The organism is Bacteroidales bacterium, from assembly GCA_031275285.1.
Classification (GTDB): domain Bacteria; phylum Bacteroidota; class Bacteroidia; order Bacteroidales; family UBA4181; genus JAIRLS01.
This window is the reverse complement of record JAISOY010000084.1, coordinates 32735-55916: the sequence shown is the minus strand read 5'-3', so window position 1 is coordinate 55916 and position 23182 is coordinate 32735. Positions and strand designations below refer to the sequence as shown.

General features: G+C 40.5%; 29 protein-coding genes. 3 read left to right on the top strand and 26 right to left on the bottom strand.

All coding sequences use genetic code 11. From position 1 onward, the window contains the following. Positions 1-252: 252 nt before the first annotated feature. Positions 253-1713 carry a Do family serine endopeptidase gene (locus LBQ60_09195; protein ID MDR2038085.1) on the top strand — a complete coding sequence of 487 codons (1461 nt, stop codon included), beginning with the start codon at positions 253-255 and terminating at the stop codon, positions 1711-1713. Between the two features lie 81 nt (positions 1714-1794). Further along, positions 1795-2655, top strand: coding sequence for an RNA polymerase sigma factor RpoD/SigA (locus LBQ60_09190; protein ID MDR2038084.1), 861 nt, complete (start codon positions 1795-1797; stop codon positions 2653-2655). Positions 2656-2799: 144 nt separating this feature from the next. On the opposite strand, the gene LBQ60_09185 is transcribed toward LBQ60_09190, so the two are convergent. The 23 genes from LBQ60_09185 to rpsL form a co-directional block, all read right to left on the bottom strand. Beyond that, positions 2800-3129 carry a nucleotide pyrophosphohydrolase gene (locus LBQ60_09185; protein MDR2038083.1) on the bottom strand — a complete coding sequence of 110 codons (330 nt, stop codon included), beginning with the start codon at positions 3127-3129 and terminating at the stop codon, positions 2800-2802. Between the two features lie 28 nt (positions 3130-3157). Then, a complete protein-coding gene (gene radA, locus LBQ60_09180; GenBank protein ID MDR2038082.1) occupies positions 3158-4525 on the bottom strand; it encodes a DNA repair protein RadA in 1368 nt (455 codons plus the stop codon). Between the two features lie 30 nt (positions 4526-4555). After that, positions 4556-5605 carry a tRNA preQ1(34) S-adenosylmethionine ribosyltransferase-isomerase QueA gene (queA, locus tag LBQ60_09175; GenBank protein MDR2038081.1) on the bottom strand — a complete coding sequence of 350 codons (1050 nt, stop codon included), beginning with the start codon at positions 5603-5605 and terminating at the stop codon, positions 4556-4558. Positions 5606-5638: 33 nt separating this feature from the next. Then, positions 5639-6373, bottom strand: coding sequence for a tRNA pseudouridine(55) synthase TruB (truB, locus tag LBQ60_09170; protein MDR2038080.1), 735 nt, complete (start codon positions 6371-6373; stop codon positions 5639-5641). A 6-nt stretch (positions 6374-6379) separates the two neighbouring features. Continuing rightward, positions 6380-7171, bottom strand: a complete 792-nt coding sequence (locus LBQ60_09165; GenBank protein MDR2038079.1) for an undecaprenyl-diphosphate phosphatase — start codon at positions 7169-7171, stop codon at positions 6380-6382. A gap of 178 nt (positions 7172-7349) precedes the next feature. After that, complete coding sequence (rpsN, locus tag LBQ60_09160; GenBank protein ID MDR2038078.1) at positions 7350-7619, bottom strand: 30S ribosomal protein S14; 270 nt, start codon at positions 7617-7619, stop codon at positions 7350-7352. A 3-nt stretch (positions 7620-7622) separates the two neighbouring features. Beyond that, entirely contained in the window at positions 7623-8186 is a 564-nt protein-coding gene (rplE, locus tag LBQ60_09155) for a 50S ribosomal protein L5 (protein MDR2038077.1), read from the bottom strand. Further along, positions 8186-8518, bottom strand: coding sequence for a 50S ribosomal protein L24 (rplX, locus tag LBQ60_09150; protein MDR2038076.1), 333 nt, complete (start codon positions 8516-8518; stop codon positions 8186-8188). Before rplX ends, rplE begins: the two co-directional genes overlap by 1 nt. A 21-nt stretch (positions 8519-8539) precedes the next feature. Next, positions 8540-8905 carry a 50S ribosomal protein L14 gene (gene rplN / locus LBQ60_09145; GenBank protein MDR2038075.1) on the bottom strand — a complete coding sequence of 122 codons (366 nt, stop codon included), beginning with the start codon at positions 8903-8905 and terminating at the stop codon, positions 8540-8542. Positions 8906-8907: 2 nt separating this feature from the next. Beyond that, positions 8908-9165, bottom strand: coding sequence for a 30S ribosomal protein S17 (gene rpsQ, locus LBQ60_09140; GenBank protein ID MDR2038074.1), 258 nt, complete (start codon positions 9163-9165; stop codon positions 8908-8910). Between the two features lie 10 nt (positions 9166-9175). Then, on the bottom strand, positions 9176-9376 hold the full coding sequence (gene rpmC / locus LBQ60_09135) for a 50S ribosomal protein L29 (GenBank protein ID MDR2038073.1): 201 nt from the start codon (positions 9374-9376) through the stop codon (positions 9176-9178). Between the two features lie 10 nt (positions 9377-9386). Further along, the gene (gene rplP, locus LBQ60_09130) at positions 9387-9812 is read right to left on the bottom strand and encodes a 50S ribosomal protein L16 (GenBank protein MDR2038072.1); all 426 of its coding nucleotides are present in this window, start codon (positions 9810-9812) and stop codon (positions 9387-9389) included. 39 nt (positions 9813-9851) lie between these two features. Further along, positions 9852-10613: a 30S ribosomal protein S3 gene (gene rpsC, locus LBQ60_09125; protein ID MDR2038071.1), complete on the bottom strand. Its 762-nt coding sequence runs from the start codon at positions 10611-10613 to the stop codon at positions 9852-9854. Between the two features lie 10 nt (positions 10614-10623). Further along, positions 10624-11043, bottom strand: a complete 420-nt coding sequence (rplV, locus tag LBQ60_09120) for a 50S ribosomal protein L22 (protein ID MDR2038070.1) — start codon at positions 11041-11043, stop codon at positions 10624-10626. A 26-nt stretch (positions 11044-11069) separates the two neighbouring features. Beyond that, positions 11070-11333, bottom strand: a complete 264-nt coding sequence (rpsS, locus tag LBQ60_09115; GenBank protein ID MDR2038069.1) for a 30S ribosomal protein S19 — start codon at positions 11331-11333, stop codon at positions 11070-11072. Positions 11334-11339: 6 nt separating this feature from the next. Next, entirely contained in the window at positions 11340-12164 is an 825-nt protein-coding gene (gene rplB / locus LBQ60_09110) for a 50S ribosomal protein L2 (protein MDR2038068.1), read from the bottom strand. Positions 12165-12170: 6 nt separating this feature from the next. Beyond that, complete coding sequence (rplW, locus tag LBQ60_09105; GenBank protein ID MDR2038067.1) at positions 12171-12473, bottom strand: 50S ribosomal protein L23; 303 nt, start codon at positions 12471-12473, stop codon at positions 12171-12173. A 6-nt stretch (positions 12474-12479) separates the two neighbouring features. After that, positions 12480-13103 carry a 50S ribosomal protein L4 gene (rplD, locus tag LBQ60_09100; protein ID MDR2038066.1) on the bottom strand — a complete coding sequence of 208 codons (624 nt, stop codon included), beginning with the start codon at positions 13101-13103 and terminating at the stop codon, positions 12480-12482. Further along, positions 13103-13741, bottom strand: coding sequence for a 50S ribosomal protein L3 (gene rplC / locus LBQ60_09095; protein MDR2038065.1), 639 nt, complete (start codon positions 13739-13741; stop codon positions 13103-13105). The genes rplD and rplC overlap by 1 nt, the downstream gene beginning before the upstream one ends. Positions 13742-13823: 82 nt before the next feature. Further along, positions 13824-14129 (bottom strand): 30S ribosomal protein S10, encoded by a 306-nt coding sequence (rpsJ, locus tag LBQ60_09090; GenBank protein MDR2038064.1) that lies wholly within the window; start codon positions 14127-14129, stop codon positions 13824-13826. Positions 14130-14163: 34 nt separating this feature from the next. Beyond that, entirely contained in the window at positions 14164-16257 is a 2094-nt protein-coding gene (gene fusA / locus LBQ60_09085) for an elongation factor G (protein ID MDR2038063.1), read from the bottom strand. A 48-nt stretch (positions 16258-16305) separates the two neighbouring features. Then, positions 16306-16782, bottom strand: coding sequence for a 30S ribosomal protein S7 (gene rpsG, locus LBQ60_09080; protein ID MDR2038062.1), 477 nt, complete (start codon positions 16780-16782; stop codon positions 16306-16308). A gap of 29 nt (positions 16783-16811) precedes the next feature. Next, on the bottom strand, positions 16812-17201 hold the full coding sequence (gene rpsL, locus LBQ60_09075) for a 30S ribosomal protein S12 (protein ID MDR2038061.1): 390 nt from the start codon (positions 17199-17201) through the stop codon (positions 16812-16814). 208 nt (positions 17202-17409) lie between these two features. Here rpsL and LBQ60_09070 point away from each other — a divergent pair, with 208 nt between their 5' ends. Further along, positions 17410-17922: a chemotaxis protein CheD gene (locus LBQ60_09070; GenBank protein ID MDR2038060.1), complete on the top strand. Its 513-nt coding sequence runs from the start codon at positions 17410-17412 to the stop codon at positions 17920-17922. A 191-nt stretch (positions 17923-18113) separates the two neighbouring features. On the opposite strand, the gene LBQ60_09065 is transcribed toward LBQ60_09070, so the two are convergent. From LBQ60_09065 to LBQ60_09055, 3 genes are all read right to left on the bottom strand, one after another. Next, the gene (locus tag LBQ60_09065) at positions 18114-19466 is read right to left on the bottom strand and encodes an FAD-dependent oxidoreductase (protein MDR2038059.1); all 1353 of its coding nucleotides are present in this window, start codon (positions 19464-19466) and stop codon (positions 18114-18116) included. A gap of 472 nt (positions 19467-19938) precedes the next feature. Continuing rightward, positions 19939-21780: a glycoside hydrolase family 127 protein gene (locus tag LBQ60_09060; GenBank protein MDR2038058.1), complete on the bottom strand. Its 1842-nt coding sequence runs from the start codon at positions 21778-21780 to the stop codon at positions 19939-19941. Between the two features lie 195 nt (positions 21781-21975). After that, positions 21976-23181 carry a discoidin domain-containing protein gene (locus LBQ60_09055; GenBank protein ID MDR2038057.1) on the bottom strand — a complete coding sequence of 402 codons (1206 nt, stop codon included), beginning with the start codon at positions 23179-23181 and terminating at the stop codon, positions 21976-21978. Position 23182 lies beyond the last annotated feature (1 nt).

Genomic DNA, 23182 nt, shown 5'->3' with positions numbered 1-23182 from the left:
ACATTAATTGTTTTATATTACTTAAATAGTTGATTTTTTCCTAAAAATCATTTTTTATTGTCGGATTTCCACACCATTCATTCCGTATATATCAGCAATAGAGCTAATTTAGTCCTTTCTCACGTTAAAATATGTTAAGTTGTAATAAAAATAAAAAATCGGCTTTATTTTTGTATGGTAAGTTACTACAGGAAATTGACTGTTTGTTTTACAAACGAACTTTTTTATTAAATAATATTAAGAAAGAAATGTATGAAATTTAAGAATTTATTATTTTCATTAGGAATTGCTTTACTCGGAGGAGTAGCAGCTGTTTTTATTTATGCGCGGCTTGTAGGATATCCTGAAAATCAAGCTTTTTCGGGACAATCATCTTCTCCTTCGGTTTATTATGCCGCATTAACACCTCAGGATGCCCGCGATGTGGCTTACCCTGATTTTACATTTGCTGCTGAGCGTACTGTGAATTGTGTGGTTCACGTAAAAGTAAAGACCATGCAGAACATGTATAGTGGTTCGGGAAATCCTTTTTTTGATTTCTTTTACGGATACCGCGAACAACGACAGGTTCCGCGCGAAGGATTCGGTTCCGGAGTCATTATTACCGATGATGGATATATCATTACCAACAACCATGTCATTGATAAAGCCGATGAAATAGAGGTAACACTCAATGATAAGCGTGTATTTACCGCGAAACTGGTAGGCGCTGACCCCACAACGGATCTTGCACTGTTAAAGATAGAAGAAAGCGGATTGCCGCACCTTACTTATGGTGATTCTGAAGCATTACGTGTAGGTGAATGGGTATTGGCAGTCGGAAATCCTTACAACCTGACATCTACGGTTACAGCCGGAATCGTCAGTGCTAAAACCCGCCAACTAGGCATCCTGGCAAATTCGACCCAAATGGGTATTGAATCTTTCATCCAGACTGATGCTGCAGTAAATCCGGGAAACAGTGGAGGAGCTTTGGTCAACACCAAAGGGGAACTGGTCGGGATCAATACGGCCATTGCTTCCCAAACAGGATCTTTTTCCGGAAATTCATTTGCTATTCCTGTATCTATTGTTCAAAAAGTCATTCTTGACCTGAAAGAGTTCGGAGTGGTACAACGCGCCATGTTGGGTATCGGTACCAGAGAGATAGATGCTGAATTTGCCAAAGAAAAAGGGTTGGACAAGATTGAGGGAATTTATGTAGCCAGTGTCATGGAAACCGGAGGTGCAGCTGCAGCAGGAATTAAAGAAGGCGATATCATCAAATCGATCAATGGAATTTCTGTGAATAGTTTTTCCCAGCTTCAGGAACAGCTAAGTAAGTATCGTCCAAATGATCATGTTGATGTCACCATAGAAAGAAATAAAAAAACACAACAAATTCAGGTTACTTTACGTAATATAGAAGAAACCACTCAAATTTCAAATGGTGATTCATCAAGTATTCTTGGCGCGAAATTTGAGGGGATAAATGATAGAGATAAACGAACTCTGCGGATCAGATCCGGTATTAAAGTAACAGATGTCGGGAATGGTAAATTGAAAGAAGCAGGCGTTCGTAATGGGTTCATCGTTACAAGAATAAATGATCAGCCAGTCAGTTCCATTTCTGATTTTCAGTCTATCCTCAATAAAATAGAACCGGGAGGACGAATCATTATTGACGGCATCTATCCGAATGGTAAAATAGATTATTATGGTTTTGCTAAATAATAAATTTATCATTTGATCAAACAATTTGTTTTTGGACGTGTTATATATTTAACGTAATTTTGCACAAATTTTTCAGATAGAATGAGACAGTTAAAAATCACAAAATCAATCACAAACAGGGAAAGTGCTTCTTTAGATAAATACCTGCAGGAAATTGGCAAGGAAGAGTTAATTACTGTAGAAGAAGAAGTAGAATTAGCCCAGAGAATAAAAAAAGGCGACCGTACAGCATTAGAAAAACTAACGAGAGCCAATCTCAGATTTGTGGTTTCTGTCGCAAAACAATACCAGAATCAAGGACTAAGTTTGCCCGATTTGATCAATGAGGGTAACTTAGGACTGATTAAAGCTGCCGAAAAGTTTGATGAAACGCGCGGTTTTAAATTTATATCCTATGCCGTTTGGTGGATCAGGCAATCTATATTACAGGCTTTGGCAGAACAATCACGTATCGTTCGTTTACCTTTGAATCAGGTAGGTTCATTGAATAAAATCAACAAAGCATTTTCAAAATTTGAACAGGAAAATGAACGGATTCCTTCTGCAGAGGAGTTAGCGGATGTCCTGGAAATTACCAAAGAAAAGATAGCTGATACCATGCGTGTTTCGGGACGTCATGTATCTGTCGATGCTCCGTTTATTGAAGGTGAAGATAATAGCCTGCTGGATGTATTGGTCAATAACGATTCTCCCGTTGCTGACAGGGCGTTGATCAATGAATCGCTGATCCGTGAAATTGAACGCGCTTTGGCTACACTTACCGAACGGGAACGGGATATCATTAAGTTGTTTTTTGGTATTGGAGTGCAAGAAATGACACTTGAAGAAATTGGTGAAAAGTTCGGATTAACGAGAGAACGGGTACGGCAGATCAAAGAAAAAGCCATCCGTAGATTACGTCATACATCCAGAAGTAAATTATTAAAAAGTTATTTGGGGTAACCCTCGACAAAAGTTTTCACAAAAAGTTGCAAGGATCTTGCAACTTTTTGTTTTTTATCAATGCTGTCTTACAACTGATCCCCTTCTTATTTTTTATATTAAAATTAGATCGAAGGTAAGAACTATTATCCTTCTATATCAGATTTAGGGGACAAGCTTTTTGTTGTTTTTATGCCTGTCCTTATCCCGTACAGTCTTTTTCTCAAAATTATTTTTCAGTGCTTCCGTCAAATCTATCCCTGTCTGATTGGCAAGACAAATCACTACAAATAAAACATCAGCCAACTCATCAGCCAGATATTTTTTATCATCAGAAGATTTGGATGATTGTTCTCCATAATCCCGGGCGATAATTCGCGCCACCTCCCCTACTTCTTCAGCCAGAATAGCCATATTGGTGAGTTCGTTGAAATAACGCACCCCATATTCTTTTATCCATTTATCTACAAATTGTTGTGCTTCTTTGATGGTCATCTGATCCGTTTTAGATAGCCTGCTGACATTAGTTTTTCCCAAACAATGCTTTGAATAAATGTTCTACTTTGCTGACAAAAACAACCTGGATAGATAGCCCTGAAACATCAATACCTTTTTTATTGGCGCCTGCAACAAAAATCTTAGTAAATCCCAGTTTTTGTGCTTCCTGTATTCTTTGCTCGATCCGACTTACCGGACGTATCTCTCCTGAAAGCCCTACTTCACCGGAAAAACAATATTGATGACTGATAGGCATATCAATATTAGATGACATAATCGCAGCAATTACAGCCATATCTATGGCAGGATCGTCCACCTTGAGCCCACCGGCAATATTCAGGAATACATCTTTCGCCGATAAACTGAACCCTGCACGTTTCTCCAACACAGCCAACAACATATTCAACCGCCTGCCGTCAAAACCGGTACAGGAACGTTGGGGAGTCCCGTAAACAGCAGAACTAACCAAAGCCTGTACTTCAATCAAAAAAGGCCTGATACCATCAATTGTGGCTCCGATCCCGATCCCGCTTAATCCTTCGTCATTCGTAGTAATCAACATTTCAGAAGGATTATTGACCTCTCTAAGTCCATTACCCCGCATTTCAAAGATCCCTAATTCCGAAGTCGAACCGAAACGGTTCTTCAAAGAGCGGAGAATCCGGTATACATGATTGTGGTCACCCTCAAACTGAAGAACAGCATCCACAATATGTTCCAGAATTTTAGGACCGGCCAGTATTCCGTCTTTAGTAATATGACCTATCAAAATAATGGAGGTATGGGTAGCCTTGGCATATTTAAGCAATGCTGCGGTACATTCCCTTACCTGGGAAACACTTCCTGCCGAGGAATCAATATTCTGGGTACTGATGGTCTGGATAGAATCAACAAATAGTAAAGACGGTTTATTATCATTACAATGCATCAGAATATTTTCCAAAGAAGTCTCATTCAGGAAAAGACAGTCATTGTCTTTCCTTCCGATGCGCTCAGCCCTTAATTTTATTTGTTGAAGGCTTTCCTCTCCGGAAACATATAATACGTTTTGTCCTTGTAGCTCTAAGGCAACTTGTAACGCCAGAGTCGATTTCCCGATACCGGGCTCACCTCCCAGCAATACCAGAGATCCCGGGACCAAACCGCCTCCCAGGACCCTGTTTAATTCTTCATTGTGGGTATTGATCCGTTGGTGGACTGCCGCTGATATTTCGGATAACTTCTGCGGTCTCGTCCTCTCAGTCGTTTCGTAAATCGGATGATTCGCTGTCTTCTTTTCTACCGGTTCCTCGATATAGGTATTCCATTCTCCACATCCGGGACAACGGCCAATCCACTTTGAAGACTCATTCCCACAATTCCTGCAATAAAATATGGTCTTGAGTTTCGCCATTTTAAGTTTTATCAGATATCCCTAAATCTATTACAGTACCAGCATGGCATCGCCATAAGACCCGAATCTGTATTTTTCCTTAACTGCCAGCTCATATATATCCATCAACCTGTCATATCCTGTAAAGGCCGATACCATCATCATCATGGTCGACATGGGCAAATGGAAGTTAGAAACCAGGCTTGTGGGTACACTTATTTCATAAGGTGGAAAAATAAATTTATTGGTCCAGATGTCGGCCGGCTTCAGCATTCCATTTGTGGAGACAGAACTCTCCAAAGCACGTAATACGGTTGTTCCGACAGCGCATACTTCAGACCTTCTCAATTTTGCATTATTGACAATTTCTGATGATGCTTCAGAAATGTTCATCTGTTCCGAATCCATTTTATGTTTGGTCAGATCCTCTACATCCACACTCCGGAAATTACCTAATCCCATGTGCAATGTGATCTCGGTCCGCTCAATACCTTTGATCTCGAAACGTTTTAATAATTCCCTACTAAAGTGTAGGCCAGCAGACGGTGCAGCAACAGCCCCTTCATGCTTTGCAAGAATCGTTTGGTAACGATCTTTATCTTCAGGAAGTACTTCGCGTTTTATAAATTTAGGAAGAGGAGTTTGTCCCAGGGAATAAAGGGTCTTTTTAAATACATCATATTCTCCGTCGAAAAGAAAACGAAGGGTACGCCCACGGGAAGTCGTATTATCAATGACCTCGGCAACCAGTGTATCATTGTCACCGAAATAAAGTTTATTTCCTATACGTATTTTTCTGGCGGGATCTACTAACACATCCCATAAACGTTGTTCTCTGTTGAGTTCACGCAACAGGAATACTTCTATTTGCGCTCCTGTTTTTTCCTTATTGCCATATAAACGTGCAGGAAAGACCTTGGTATCATTAAATACCATAACATCTCCTTCGTTAAAATAATCAATAATATCTTTAAATGTACGATGTTCAATGTGATCGTACTGACGATTGATCACCATTAACCGCGATTCGTCCCTGTTAGGTGCAGGGAATTTAGCGATCAGATCGGGTGGCAAATGAAATTTATACTGTGAAAGCCTCATATTAAAGGTATCTTTGAAATTAAATGATTACAACTATATTTTTGAAATTTCCATTTCAAAAGAATTAGGAAGCATGGCATCTTCAACTTTAAAAGCCCCGATGGCCGTTCTTCTTAATCCGATCAGACATGCCCCACTTTGATTCGCAATGCCGATATCACGGGCAAAAGCTCTTACATACGTTCCCTTACTGCAACGCATCTTTATTTCTACAACCGGAAGTTCAAATCGGATTATTTCCAGATTACTGATGGTAACCGTATTCGGAGGTAATTCCATATCTGATCCTTTTCTTGCAAAAGTGTAGGCACGTTTTCCCTGCAAATTCTTTGCCGAAAATAATGGCGGTACTTGTTGAATTTCACCGAGAAACTGTTTCAACGACTGCTCCAATGATTCCCGGGTAATGTGCTCGTATGGAAAGGTGGCGTTCGTCTCCGTTTCAAGATCAAAAGATAAAGTTGTCCGCCCGAATTCGATGCTGGCAACATATTCCTTATCCATATCCATCCATTCCGAAATGCATTTGGTTGCTTTTCCGGAACAAACAATCATTAGTCCGGTAGCTAAAGGATCAAGTGTTCCGGCATGACCTACCTTCAATTTCTTTATTTTCAACTTATGGGTAATCAGGTTACGACACTTACGAACTACATCAAATGATGTCCACGTTAATGGTTTATCGATCAATATTACCTGCCCGCTGATAAAATCTTCAGCAACGGATATTTGAGGATCAAACAGAGGAATGAGCTTTTCTTCAGGCATTCTTTATTATCCCAAAAAGATAAGTACAGCTGTACCGACAATAGCACAATAAATTGCAAAATAGATCAGTTTACCTTTTTTCACAAGATTCAGCATCCAGGAACAGGCAATAAATCCCGAAACAAAAGCTGCAAGAAAACCAATCACCAAGGAGACTGTCGGAATACCGGATACTTCTGATGAAAAATCGCCTTTCACCAAATCAAGAAAACATTCCCCCAAAATAGGAGCCAATACCATCAGGAAAGAAAACTTGGCAACCACATCTTTCTTATTTCCCAGCAGTAACCCTGTTGAGATTGTGGTCCCGGAGCGGGATAAACCAGGTAGAACGGCACATGCTTGTGAAATACCGATGATAAGTGCATCCCAGAAAGAAATTTTTTCTTTCTGACGTGGCTTTGCATAATAGGCAAATGTCAACAATCCTGCTGTGAGTAATAACATAGAACCTACCAGCATCAAACTATCGGAGAAAAAACCTTCCACGACATCCTTAAAAAATAAACCGACGATACCAACAGGAATAGCAGAAACAATTAATTTAACAATAAACTGGGTTTGGTCATTCCATTCAAATTTAAATAATCCACGTAACAGATCCATGATTTCTTTTCGCAGTACTACAATTGTACTCAAAACGGTAGCTACATGAACAGCAACCGTAAAAGTCAGGTTATTGGTCACCTGAACATTCAGCAATGCAGCGCCAATTTCCAGATGACCGCTGCTGCTGACCGGCAGAAATTCTGTTAATCCTTGAACAATCCCTAATATAAGTGCCTCTAACCAATTCATTAAATTCCGGTATTATAGGATTACGTTATAAGTTTGATAAAGTCTAAGTAATAGAATTTGATCTTATTTACATTTATAAAAAAATACAAAAACCCCGTCAAGGGGTTCCTGTATTTATATCAAGCAAGCTAAATGTTATTCCGGTTTTCAGACAAATACATCTAAGCTTAAATAAATTTTACCAACTTGCTTTTTTTACACCGGGTATTAACCCCTTGGAAGCCATTTCACGAAAAACAATACGGCTTACACCAAACTGACGCATATAGCCTTTAGGACGACCTGTCAGCAGACAACGGTTATGTAATCTTACCGTACTTGAATTCCTCGGCAAAGTTGCCAACTTCTGAAAATCTCCTTCTGCTTTCAGCTTCGCACGTTTTTCAGCATATCTGGCCACCATTTTTGCACGTTTAACTTCACGCGCTTTCATTGATTCTTTAGCCATATCTTAATTCTTTTTTGCGTTTTTAAAAGGTAAACCATACTCACGTAACAAAGCATAACCCTCTTCATCAGTTCTTGCTGTAGTAACGAATGTTATTTCCACACCAAGTATTTTGGTTACTTTGTCAATGTCAATCTCAGGAAAGATGATCTGTTCGGAAATACCTAAGCTATAATTTCCTTTCCCATCCAACTTACCGGATATTCCCTTGAAGTCGCGGATACGGGGAAGAGATACTGAGATCAGACGTTCAAGAAATTCATACATCTTACCACTGCGTAAAGTAACACGAACTCCAACAGGAACTCCTTTACGAAGCTTGAAGTTTGAGATATCTTTACGGGAAACAGTTGCTACTGCTTTTTGTCCTGCAATAGCAGACAATTCGGTGATAGAAGTATCAATGATCTTCTTATCTGCTACCGAATGACGGCCTACTCCCTGATTGATAATGATTTTCTCAATTTTAGGAACCTGCATTACACTGGTATAACCAAACTCTTTCATCAGAGCAGGAACAACTTCCTTCTGATATTTTGTTTTATATGTAGGAATATACTTTTTCATTATTTAAGTTCCTCCCCTGATTTTTTTGCATAACGAACCACTTTATCCCCATCCCGGCGACGGCCGATACGGGTTGCTTTCTTTTCTTTCGGATCGATATGGTTTAAATTAGAAATATGTATGGGAGCTTCCTTTTCTACGAAACCACCATTGGTATTCTTTGCATTAGGTTTGGTGTGTTTGGTGACCATATTCACACCTTCTACTATCGCACGGACACGATTTTTCTTCTTGTCAAAGATAACATCCAGTACCCGTCCTTGCTGACCTTTGTCATCACCGGCGTTCACAATCACCATGTCGCCTTTTTTGATATGTAACTTTTTGCTCATTTCAAATTCGTTTTTTGATGATTATAAAACTTCAGGAGCCAACGAAACAATCTTCATGAAACCGTCACGTAATTCACGTGCAACAGGGCCGAAAATACGGGTACCCCTGATTTCGCCCGCATTATTCAATAATACTACTGCATTATCGTCAAAACGGATATACGAACCATCGGCACGACGGATTTCTTTTTTAGTACGTACAACAACGGCTTTGCTGACCGTTCCTTTTTTAATATCGCCGGCTGGGATCGCATCCTTTACGGAAACAACTATAGTATCACCGACACTTGCATATTTACGGCGTGTTCCTCCAAGTACGCGGATACACAATACTTCTTTTGCTCCGCTGTTGTCGGCTACGCTTAATCTACTCTCTTGTTGTATCATGATTATTTCGCTCTTTCTATGATTTCAACTAATCTCCAATTCTTGTTTTTGCTTAAAGGACGGGTTTCCATAATGCGAACCGTATCACCGATACCACATGTATTTCCCTCGTCGTGGGCAAAGAATTTAGAGGTCTTATTCACAAACTTTCCGTACATCGGATGTTTTACTTTTGTTTTCACAGCAATAACAATGGTTTTATTCATTTTGTTGCTGACAACAACACCGATACGTTCTTTTCTTAAATTTCTTTTTTCCATTGGACTCTAATTACTGTTTTTCGGCTAATTCTCTCTTTTTTAACTCGGTCAATAAGCGTGCAATGTTCTTACGCGCAAATCTCAACTTCATCGGGTTATCCAACGGAGAAACGGCATGATTCAACTTCATTTTAGTGAGCATATTCTTTTCGTTTTCGATACGCTCAATCAACTCTTTCGTTGATAATTCTCTGATCTCTGATGTATTCATGTCCGGTCAATTATTTTTCAAAAACGTAATCACGACGTACTACAAGCTTCGTATGAACAGGCAATTTTTGAGCCCCTAAACGAAGTGCTTCTTTGGCAATTTCATAAGGTACGCCTTCTATTTCAAACATGATACGACCCGGAGTAATGGGTGCAACAAATCCTTCCGGAGCACCTTTACCTTTACCCATACGAACTTCGGCAGGTTTTTTGGTAATAGGTTTATCAGGAAAAATGCGGATCCATAACTGGCCTTCACGTTTCATATAACGGGTAATCGCCTGACGGGCAGCTTCGATTTGACGACCGGTAATCCATGCACAATCCAAGGTCTTGATACCAAAAGAACCGAAAGAAAGCTCATGTCCGCGTTGCGAATTACCTTTCATCCGTCCTTTCTGGCGTCTTCTGAATTTGGTTTTTTTAGGTTGTAACATTTTCTAATATTTTAATGCTTCTATCCTTTAAAATGATTATTAGCGACGACGGCCACCGCCACCGCCTCTTTTACCTCCGCGATCACCTCTTTCACCACGGAATTCGCCGCGAGGAGAACGGCTGTTTCCTTGTTGGGAAGCTGCGAAGTTACCTACATTCGGTGAAAGGTCACGTTTTCCGTAAACTTCACCATTACAAATCCATACCTTGATACCAATCAGACCAACTTTGGTTAATGCTTCTGCAAGGGCATAATCGATATCGGCACGAAATGTATGCAAAGGGATACGTCCTTCTTTCAACATTTCGGCACGAGCCATTTCTGCACCTCCTAAACGGCCGGAAGCAATAATCTTGATACCTTCGGCGCCCATACGCATGGTCGACATGATAGACATTTTCATAGCACGGCGATATGAAATCTTGCCTTCGACCTGGCGGGCAATGTTGTTTGCTACAATGGTAGCATCCAACTCCGGACGTTTGATCTCGAAAATATTGATCTGAACATCCTTTTGAGTGATTTTCCTCAACTCTTCCTTTAGTTTATCCACCTCTTGTCCGCCTTTACCGATAATAATACCGGGACGGGCAGTGTGTACCGTAACTGTAATCAATTTTAAGGTTCTCTCAATAATGATCTTCGAGATACTGGCTTTGGCTAAACGGGCATTGAGATATTTACGTATCTTGTTGTCTTCTACTATTTTTTCAGAGAAGTCCTTGCCGCCATACCAGTTGGAGTCCCAACCTTTGATGATTCCAAGACGATTCGAAATTGGATTTGTTTTTTGTCCCATTTACAGTTACTTATTTGGTTTGAGTTTGAGTTTCGTTTTGCACTTTATCTACCACAAGTGTAACATGGTTCGAACGTTTCAACATCCTGTAACCACGACCTTGAGGTGCTGTACGCAGACGTTTCATTACACGTCCGCTGTCAACTTTTACTTCTGAAACAAACAGGGTATTGTCTTCCAGACGCTCTCCTTCATTTTTCTTTTGCCAGTTGGCAATTGCAGATTTGAGGAGTTTTTCAACCCTGATAGCAGCATCTTTATTGCTGAATTTCAATATATCTAAAGCCCTATTCACTTCTTCTCCCCTGATCATGTCTACTACATAACGCATCTTACGGGGCGATGTAGGACAATTTCTAAGGATGGCAAAACTTTTTGTTTTATTTGCCTCTTTACGTTTATCGGCTGTTATTTTCTTTCTTTTGCTCATAACGATTATTCTTTCAGGCTTTACAATTATTTTTTACCGGCATGTCCTCTGAACACCCGTGTTGGAGAAAACTCACCCAACCTGTGACCTATCATATTCTCAGTCACATATACAGGGATGAATTTGTTTCCATTATGTACGGCAATAGTATGTCCTACAAAATCGGGAGAAATCATCGAACGTCTCGACCAGGTTTTAATGACAGATTTCTTGTTGGTTTCGTTCATTTCGAGAACTCTTTTTTCCAACTTATAATCAATAAAAGGACCTTTTTTTAATGAACGGCTCATATCGGATTATTTTTTTCTACGTTCTACAATATATTGACTAGAAGCTTTCTTCTTATTTCTCGTTTTGTAACCTTTAGCAGGTAAACCTTTACGAGAACGGGGATGACCTCCTGAAGCACGGCCTTCACCACCACCCATCGGGTGATCGACAGGGTTCATAGCAACACCTCTGGTACGGGGACGGCGTCCCAGCCAACGGTTACGCCCGGCCTTGCCTGATTGCTCGTTTGAATGATCCGGATTAGATACTGAACCGACCGTAGCCTTACAAGTGACCAAGATCATACGAACTTCACCTGAAGGTAATTTCAGGTTGGCATATTTGCCATCACGAGAAAGCAATTGCGCATATGTTCCGGCACTACGAGCCATAGATGCTCCTTCACCGGGACGAAGTTCAATATTGTGAACAATGGTACCCAATGGAATATCCGATAAATATAATGTATTTCCGATTTCCGGAGCAACATTACGTCCTGATTCTACTTTCTGTCCGACCTTAAGCCCGACAGGAGCTATAATATAACGTTTTTCACCATCGGCATAAGCCACCAATGCAATACGAGCACTACGGTTAGGATCGTATTCGATGGTTTTTACGATAGCGGGAATATTTTCTTTATCTCTTAAAAAATCGATAATACGTAATTGTCTTTTATGACCGCCGCCGATATAGCGCATAGTCATTTTACCGGAACTATTACGTCCACCTGATCTTTTAACAGGGTAAAGTAACGATTTTTCCGGAGTAGCACATGTAATATCGTCAAAGGTAGTGACGATTTTATGTCTCTGCCCCGGTGTTGTGGGTTTATATTTCTTTAATGCCATAACCGTTTAGATATTACTATAAAAATCAATTTTTTCACCTTCTTTAACAGTCACTACCGCTTTCTTGTAAGCATTGCTCTTACCAGAAATGACGCCTGACTTTGTAAATCTCGATTTATTCTTTCCAGCATAACGCATGGTGTTCACAGACACAACCGTAACCCCATACATTTCTTCAATTGCTTTTCTGATCTGCAATTTATTGGCCGTCCTCTCTACCAAAAAACCATAACGATTCAGTTTTTCTTCCTGAGATGTCATTTTTTCGGTGAGTACCGGCTTTAAAAGTATTTCTAATGACGTTTTCATTTTGGGTTACGAGTTTTGTTGTAAAACATTGATCGAACTTTCTGAAAAAACCAATACCGATGCGTCAGTAATGTTATATGTATTCAAACCTGAAACAGTAACGGTCTTTGTTTTTTGCAAATTCCTGGATGATAAATATACATTATCCTTTTTCTCTGCAAATACAAAAAGGGACTTTTTGTCAACGATCTGCAGATTCTTTTGTATTTGTACGAATTCTTTCGTCTTAGGGGCATCAAAATTGAAATCTTCAACAACCATGATTCCTTCACTCTTGGCTTTATGGCTAAGTGCTGAAAGACGGGCCAGTTGTTTCATTTTTTTATTCAATTTGAAAGAATAATCCCTCGGAAGGGGACCGAATATTCGTCCACCACCAACAAACACTGGTGATTTCAAGCTACCGGCACGAGCTCCTCCTGTTCCCTTTTGACGTTTGATCTTACGGGTACTGCGGGCAATTTCCCATCTTTCTTTGGCTTTGTGTGTTCCTTGACGTTGATTGGCCAAATATTGTTTAATGTCCAGATAAATGGCATGGTCGTTCGGTTCGATACCGAAAATCGCATCATCAAGAGATACCTTTCTTCCGGTATCTTTCCCTTCTATATTATATACTGCTACTTCCATTAATATTCAACTATTAAATATGAACCAATTGCTCCGGGAACAGAGCCTTTTACTAATAAAAGATTCTTATCAGCGAGTACCTGTAAAACTACGAGGTTCTGAATCTTTACTCTTTCACCACCTGTACGGCCGGCCATCCTCTTTCCTTTAAAAACACGTGAAGGATATGAAGATGCTCCCATGGAACCAGGTGCACGTAAACGGTTATGCTGTCCGTGAGTGGCACCGCCCACACCTCCGAAGTTGTGGCGTTTCATTACACCCTGAAAACCTTTTCCTTTGGATGTTCCAATCACATCAACATAATCATCTACCTGTATTTTTCCTTCCATATCGGCCAAAGTAATAGATTGTCCCAATTTATAATTGTTCACATCTATTTCATTGTTACGAAATTCAATAAGCAATCTCTTAGGTGATGTTTTTGCTTTTTCAAAATGTTTCCTCTCTGCTTTAGGAGTATTCTTTTCTTTCTTTTCACCAAAACCCAACTGCAGAGCGTCGTAACCGTCTTTCTCAACGGTTCTGATTTGGGTGACTACGCAAGGGCCAGCCTCAATAACCGTACAAGGTACATTTTTACCCTCCGGTGTAAAAATCGAGGTCATCCCTATCTTTTTTCCAATGATTCCTGGCATAGTTTATTAATTATTAAATGAATGATATAAGGTGGATCTCATCATGCCTTCTGATTCCCCACCACTGCTTAAACCTTTATGATCACACTTTGATTTCTACCTCCACGCCGCTGGGCAACTCTAACTTCATCAGCGCATCGATGGTTTTAGGCGTAGAACTGTAAATATCCATCAAACGTTGGAATGAACTGAGTTCGAATTGTTCCCTTGATTTTTTATTAACAAAGGTCGAACGGTTCACTGTGAAAATACGCTTGTGTGTAGGAAGGGGTATAGGACCGCTTACCGAAGCACCTGTCATTTTCACCGTTTTAACGATTTTTTCAGCCGACTTATCCACCAGATTGTGGTCGTAAGATTTAAGTTTAATTCTAATCTTTTGGCTCATATTGAATTAAAAAAATAATGAATTTGCTGTTCTATTAGGCATTTCCTTTAACGCTTGATATCACTTCTTTAGCTAAATTATCAGCCAAAGGACTGTAATGAGAGAATTCCATCGTCGATGTGGCACGACCCGATGTGATAGTACGCAACACGGTTACATACCCGAACATCTCAGAGAGCGGTACTTTACATTTGACAACACGTGCTCCTCCCCTTTCTTCCATACCTGTGATCTGACCACGACGTTTATTGAAGTCGCCAATTACATCACCCATATATTCTTCCGGTGTGACCACTTCAACGGACATGATCGGTTCCAGAAGGATAGGTTTAGCATGTTTACAAGCTTCACGGAATGCCTGTTTGGCACAAATTTCGAATGAGAGCGAATCGGAGTCGACAGCGTGATACGAGCCATCGAGCAAAGTTACTTTCATACTGTTTAAAGAAAACCCGGCCAAAACACCATTTTGCATGGATTCTTTGAAACCCTTTTCAACAGAAGGAATATATTCTTTGGGAATATTTCCACCTTTTACTTCATTAATGAATTGCAACCCCGTAACACCTTCATCAGCCGGCCCTACCACTACAATGATATCGGCAAATTTACCACGTCCACCGCTTTGTTTCTTAAATACTTCACGATGTTGGTATGAAGCGGTAATGGCTTCTTTATATGCGACCTGAGGATTACCCTGGTTACATTCCACTTTGAACTCACGGCGTAAACGGTCAAGAATGATTTCCAAATGGAGTTCACCCATTCCTTCTATCACAGTTTGGCCGGAATCCGGATCTGATTTCACCCGGAAAGTAGGATCTTCTTCAGACAGTTTTGATAAAGCTGTGCCCAGCTTATCTATATCTGCTTGTGTTTTTGGTTCTACAGCCACACCGATTACTGGATCCGGGAAAGTTATCGATTCCAACACGATTGGTTTCGCCGGGTCACATAAAGTATCTCCGGTACGCAGATCCTTTAAACCGACTGCAGCACAAATATCACCGGCACTACAGTTTTCTATAGGGTTTTGTTTATTCGAATGCATCTGGAACAAACGCGAGATACGTTCTTTTTTGCCTGAACGGGTATTCAACACGTATGAACCACTGTCCAATGTTCCTGAATAAACACGAATAAAGACCAGGCGACCGACATAAGGATCCGTAGCTACTTTAAAAGCAAGAGCTGTTAAAGGTTCCTTATCATCAGGCTTACGGGTCACGGTGTCCTCCGTATCCGGGTTAATACCTGTTATATTTCCTTTATCAAGAGGACTTGGCAAATATGCTGCAATGGCATCCAATAAATACTGTACGCCTTTGTTTTTAAACGACGAACCACACATCATCGGCACAATCGTTTGTGCAATGACTGCTTTACGTATACCTGTTTTTAATTCTTCAACAGTGATGGTATCCGGATCATCAAAGAACTTTTCCATTAAGACATCATCGGTTTCCACTACTGACTCGATCAATTGATTACGCCATTCTGTAGCTTCATCCAACATTTCTGCCGGAATTTCCTTTACTTCAACTTTTTGACCTTTATCATCAAGCCAATAAACAGCTTTAAAAGTAATCAGGTCGATGATACCTTCGAATTTATCTTCGGCTCCAATAGGAATTACCAATGGAACCGGATTAGATTTCAGGCGCTCCCGGACCTGGTTTACCACACCTATAAAATCGGCTCCGTTACGATCCATTTTATTAACGAATCCTATACGGGGTACACCATATTTTTCAGCCTGACGCCATACTGTTTCCGATTGCGGCTCAACACCACCTACAGCGCAAAATAAAGCGACTGTTCCATCGAGAATACGTAATGACCGTTCTACTTCGACTGTAAAGTCAACGTGACCGGGGGTATCTATCAGATTAATATTATATACTTGATCATTGTATTTCCATTGGCAGAATGTTGCAGCGGAAGTAATGGTAATCCCTCTTTCCTGCTCCTGCACCATCCAGTCCATGGTTGCGGCGCCATCATGAACTTCTCCCAGCTTATAATTGACACCCGTGTAGAACAAAATTCTCTCAGACGTAGTTGTCTTACCGGCATCAATGTGCGCCATTATACCAATATTCCTGGTATAGTTTAAATCTTTACTCATTTAATTATTAATATACTCCTTTTTCTTCTTTATTAATTTAGCGGAATATTAAAAACGAAAATGTGAGAATGCACGATTGGCTTCTGCCATTTTATGCATATCTTCTTTTCTTTTAAATGCTCCTCCTTCTTCGTTATACGCGGCTAAAATTTCGGCTGCAAGTTTTTCGCTCATGGATTTACCACTACGTTTCCTTGCATAAAGAATCATGTTTTTCATGCTTACCGAAACCTTACGATCCGGACGGACTTCCATCGGTACCTGAAAAGTGGCACCACCTACACGACGACTTTTAACTTCAACCTGAGGTGTTATGTTTTCAAGTGCCTTACGCCATATATCCAAAGGCGCTTTATCATCTTCCTTGGCCTTGGCTTCAACAGTTTTCATTGCATCATAGAAAATATTGAAAGCAGTCGACTTTTTGCCATCCAACATCAGGTTGTTCACAAACCGGGTTACCTCTTTATCACCATATACGGGATCAGGTAATAATATTCTTTTTTTAGGTTTTGTCTTGCGCATTGAAGTATCCTATATAATGTGTATAATTCTTATTTTTTAGCTTTTGCAGCTTTTGGCCTCTTGGCACCATACAACGAACGGCTGGCCAAACGACCTTCAACGCCGGATGCATCAAGAGCCCCACGGATAATGTGGTAACGTACACCTGGAAGATCTTTCACCCTACCGCCACGGATCAACACGATCGAGTGCTCCTGAAGATTATGACCTTCACCAGGAATATAGGCGTTCACTTCTTTCTGATTGACCAACTTTACACGGGCTACTTTACGCATAGCCGAATTGGGTTTTTTCGGAGTGGTAGTATATACACGAACACAAACACCCCTCCGTTGAGGGCAAGAATCCAAAGCAGGCGCCTTACTTTTATCCACAAGTTTGGCCCGTCCTTTTCTTACTAATTGCTGAATTGTAGGCATAAAGTCTATTTAATCTATTCTATTTTACTCTAAAAAATGGTTCGCAAAGGTACGGCTTTTTTTATTATAAACAAGACCACACGAAATATTTTACTAAAAATATATGTATTTTTTCAAAAAATATTCCCATTAAACTGGTGGAATATGTAGAATGAAACATTTTTCCCATTTTTACGTAATTATATTTGAGCGGCAATTAAGATATAACATGGAAGATTTACCAAGATATTTATTATATCCGGCAGACATTTTTGTTGATAAAGTTCCTCATATTGTAAGTACGGTATTGGGATCGTGCGTTTCGGTTTGCCTGTACTCTCCACAAATGCAAATAGGAGCCATTAACCACTATATTCTACCCCAATGGAATGGTAATGACCTGGCAACCATGAAATATGGAAATCTGGCTATTATCCGTATCCTTGAAGGATTGCTGAATTTCGGATGTAAGTATGAGGACATCGAAGCTAAAGTACTGGGAGGTGCGGAGGTGCTTACCGGAACTCCAACAAGATTCCATATCGGAAGAAGAAATGTTAAGATAGCTACCGAAATTCTCAATGAATTTAAAATACCTATTGTTTTCTCTAATATAGGAGGAGATACAGGAAGAAAAATTACATTTAACACAAAGACAGGTGAAGTAGATAGTTATTTCATACAGAAAAAAATAAATTCAACTGTCGACACTATCCAAAAACGGAATCCGGAGGGATTTTAATATAAAATAACCTCACACACCTAAGGCCGGCCTTTTTATACTTTAACTCAAAGTATCAGTTATAAATCAGTATAGTTCATAGCTTCTTTATTCAAAGCATACTTTGAGTATTTTAGCTTCTATTCCGAATTCTCCTGTTAGATTTTCTATTTCAAATTACCAGTTTTAAACAGGCTGTTGTCATTGAGAATTCACGGAACTATTGCCTGACAATTTTCAAGTATCTTTTTGATTTCCGGAATGGGAACACCCAGAGGCGTAGTATTTCTCAGGCATGCCAAAGCAGCAGCGGCTCCGGCAACCTGTCCCATTCCCATACACGATGCCTGTACCCGAAGTGCTGAATTTGCCAAACGATCGCTACTGACGCATCTTCCGGCTACTATCAGGTTTTTACTGTTCTTAGGTACCAATGCCCTTAACGGAACGGTGGCTACTTTTCCTTCCTGAAGGTGTTTCGGACGTACTCCCTCCGCGATATGTAAATCTATCGGATAAAATGAATATGATAGAGAATCCTCAAATACCCGCCCTTCTACATAATCATCATGTGTGACCTGATATATTCCATCTATGCGATTGGTTTCCCGGATAGATGTTTCCGGTTGCATTTTAGAAATATAGGCATTTTCACATCCGGGTAACGATCTGACAAAACGGATAATGCGTAACATAGATTCGCGTCCCCGAATGTTGGTCTGCGTATGTGTCCGGGATGTCGTTGAATCAGCATCCATTACATGTTGGGTAGCTAATCCTCCCTTTGCATTGAGCAGGGACATAATACCGCTATAAGCATCTGTTTTCAATAATGTACCATCGGCAATTGCTTGCTTAAACCGCTTATTCAAATCATCCGGATCCAGTTTTTTAACATCATATCCGCCAAGTTCAAAAATCAATGATCCGGGTTGGATCTCCTCTTCCCTTATCAGGTGGAATCCGCACATCGAAACGACCAATGCATTTCCGGTACAATCGACCAATTGATCACATATGATCCGGTAATGAGTTCCTTTTCCGACAACATCCACATGCCATTTTCCATTTTTCATTTTAATCTGCACCGGTGTTTCGTAGTACCGGATAGTAACTCCCGCCTGTAAGCATTTTTCTTCCGCGATCAGCGCATATAAAGGGCCGTTAATATGTACCTGATGCCGCCAGTGCTGCCGCCCTGGAGGAATAGTAAAATCAGGGATCTTGCCGCCTCCCAGGGTAACGGTTTCCTCAACCAGCTCCCAGCCTATTCCGCCGATAACCTGCCGGCCCCAGGCATGGAATATTCCCGGAAAAGTAACGCCGCCTGTAGTCATGGTTCCGCCCAGCCAACTGCCATTTTCCACGAGAATGGTTTTACAACCGGCCCTTGCCGCCTGAATGGCTGCAATAACACCTGCCGTTCCGCCACCTACCACTAAAATATCTGTTTCCTGAGTCGGAACCTTTGACTGGGCGTTTTCAGTTTTAGCATCCAGAACCGCCGGAATGGAACATGCTACGGATAAAGCCCCTATATTTTTTATTGCTGTACGTCTTTTCATATTTTCACGGATATTTATGGCAAAATTACAATAAAACCGTCAAGCTTCGGAATCCTAACGGTTTTATTGTTTTTGTTATCAATCATTAATGATATTATATATTTCTATTTCATATAGCCGGACCTGGTTATAGGTATAAAACCTGACTTTATTTGTTGAAACCATCTCCCTTATGAGTATTCATGCGAATCATTCCTTAAAAAATCAGATAAATGAAAGCGATGGCAATTTTCCCCATCGTAGGTACGAGTAGTCCCGCTGTATATCTTACTTTTTTCGCTTTTTGAATCTTTGTTTTTTTGTTCAACCAGTTGAAGAATGATTCTAGTTGAACAAATATTCAATGCGTTTATTTTATTGATAATTAATTTTTTAACCAAATAATCAGCAAATAGTATCAACTACTGATTCGCATGAGTATTAATCAAACAATTGTTGACACCAAGACGGAGATAAGGTTCACTGCGCTTCATTATTCCGGAAGCGGTAACCATGTGCATACATGCGAACCGTTCCACCCATTCACAGATGCATAATCCGTCATGCGGATATCACCATCTTCAGTAGGAATAATAAATTCCAGATGCGTTCCGAAAAGTGCCGGCTGAACTTTTTGAATGTTCACTACACCTTTTCCGTCGGATACAACCTTAACGGGTTTATCGAAATCAGCATCGATATTTTGATCTCTTGCCAGTACGATCGGTCCCCATTTCAGGGCCTGGAAGTTATGTGAAGCCGGATTGCTCCCTTTGGGGGCATCTATTATGCGACATTTCATCTCAAAAGTAATGTCTACCTTATCTTTGTTTCTCCATTCACGGGAAATATCAAGATATGTTCCCTGTTCGACCTTGCCGATGGATTCTCCATTTACCTTAACTATAGTGTTTTCACTCCATTCGGGTATCCGTAGTTTCAGATTGAACTTTTCTTTTCTTGCCGGATTAATGTTTATCACAACATTTCCGGATTGCGGATAATCTGTTACAATTTGTAATTTCAAATCCTTATTCTTAGGCGTCTTCATATAAACCATAGCTGCATCATACAGATTTACTACAGGACCACCGGCTGAATTCATTACAGCGACAAAAGGAATATACGCCAATCCCATCGGACCATTCAGGTTACAACAAGTTACGTGCAGGTCGTCGAACATCCAGCCCCATCCACTACCGTTTACTTTCTTTCCGTTAAGTAGATTGACATAACTGAAGCCGTCGCCTGTTGGTTTCATGGCGCCGATTAATCCGTTATAGACATATTTTTCTATTTCGTCCATGGTGGATGATTCGCCGGTAAGGCGTAATATCTGGCTGCAAAATTTCATCCAGGTAACTCCTGTGCAGGTTTCCATCATGCGTGAAATATCAGGGTTGGACTGTTCGATTGCCGTGTTCCCCCATGCCTCTCCCATCACTTTCGGATGATAGGGTTGATCACAACCACCGTTACCAATAAGGGTGATTTCTTTGGTCCTGATGTTGTTGTAATAATTGAGCAAGGTCTGTTTCACCGTGGGATCTGCCGTTACGCGATAATATTCAACTAATCCTTCGAACAGCGACGTCATCTCATAAGCCTTTGGGTAGTGTCCGGCCATTTTGTATGGCTCAACATTGTTCAATGCCATTTCGAAAACATTGTAATGTTTTGTACCTCCCATTTCATAAATATAGGTGGCAAAGTCCAGATAGCATTGTTCGCCTGTCATTTTATACAACCGCATAAAGGGTTCGAGTAATGTACTCGACTCGATGTGACAAGGCTCATACCCGATATTGGTTGCACTCCATCCGACATCAGTAATCTCTGTTTTAGGTGCATACCCGACAATTTCGATAATATTGTCGGCTTGTTTTTTCAATGCATCGAGTACAGCCGGATCGGGGTTTACCCAGTTATAGTATTCATCCAACCCGAGCATGACATACTTGCGTTCCCAGAGCTCACTTTTTTCAGGTTGTTTTTCGATCTCTACACAACTGATACTACCGTTCGCACGCTGGGTAGATAACAGATCCTTTACGGTTGTTTCCATGAGTTTTTTTAACTCCGGGTCGTGCGTATAACGGTAAAACATGCATCCGGAACGAACGGATTTACCCCACATTTCACCTAAGGCGAATTTCGGGCGGCCGCTTCTAAAAAAATCGACAAATTTGGCATATGGAATGACTCCTTTGTTCCAATGTTCCATTGAATTATCTATATGACCGTCCAGATAGCCGTTTAATTGAACCGCTCCGGGAGGAAGCGGTTCAAACACATCGGAAACATTAATATTATCCCGTTGTTGAAAGGATAACATAAATAATAATATTAATACTGGAGAAAAAAAATTCATCATGTCATGTTATTATTTGAAAATAAGTCCGCTCCGAGCAACTTCTGTTAAAACGGACTTAATTTGGGTTTTGTCTCAAATTTAGATTTAATATCAGTTCATCATGCGGTATAGAATACAAATAATCCCGATTTTCCCTGCATTTATTTACTGTTTATATTATTCTTTATACACGGCAAATTCCGCAAGATGCCCATGCTGCTGGTTAGCATGGGAATTCAACATCCATATGCGGATATACTTCATTGTCGGAGTGCCATCCACATAAAATTGTTGAACTACAGCCCGTTGTTCAAGTGTCGCTTTGTTGGCAGGAGCAGTTGTGCCGGTGAAAATATCATAGGTTGTCCAGTTGGAACCATCCATACTTCCCTGTATCTGGAATTCTTTAATACCGTGTTGTGTATAACTACCGCGCGGAGTCAATTCTACCATATATACATCAATATTTTCACCCATATCATAAGCCAGCCAATGGGGATAATTTGTCGGGTAACTACCACCAGCCGGTTGCCCTTGGGCATCAGTAGCGGTATGCCAGAACGTAGCGGGATTTCCATCGATTGTCTTAGCGGGAATACCACCTTCCGATCCGTTTTCGGTTTGCCCCTGATTAGGCGCCCAGGTGTCGGCAGTGGCAATCCATCCGTCTGTAGAGATTTTCACAGGGTTCTTTACCGGAACATTACCGGTATCATATGCGGTATAAAAAGTATCAATGGCTATGGGGGTAGGCAGGAAAAATGTCCGGTATTTATATTCCGATTCACTAACATGTCCGGTTACCCTGAGGATATCTTCATCGGCAGGAACAACAACCCTACGGGTTTCAGTATCCGAAATTTTGTAAATCAATTCGGTACCAGCCGCGCCGTTGAGTATATCAGACTTTCCCCAAATAATGGTCCAGAGCCTTTCTTCATCTACATATTCATTGGCAATACGCCGATTGGATAAATCCGCCCGGTAAATATCGCCATAGGCTTTTCCTGTTATCTCCATAGGAACAGAGGAATTTCTCTCATCATCAAATGTCTTGAAAATAAAAGTATAAGTATTCTCAACTAACGGTGAAATCATTTGATAAAGGGTATCCATATCCTCAAGGGTTGGAATATCTATCGAGTCGGTGTAATTATTCCAATATATACGGGTATTAGTTACTTTAGGGTCGTTGCTCGGCTGCCATTCCAACAGAATCCTGTTTTCTCCGGGATGCAACAAGGGCGAAACAACTTTGCCCGGATAAGTAATTCCATTGGAAACGATAAACTCCTTATAATTTTCGTCCATATCGCCGCATGAGGCCATAAAACAGGCGATAGATATAAAAATGGAATAATATATTTTATTTATCTTATTCATA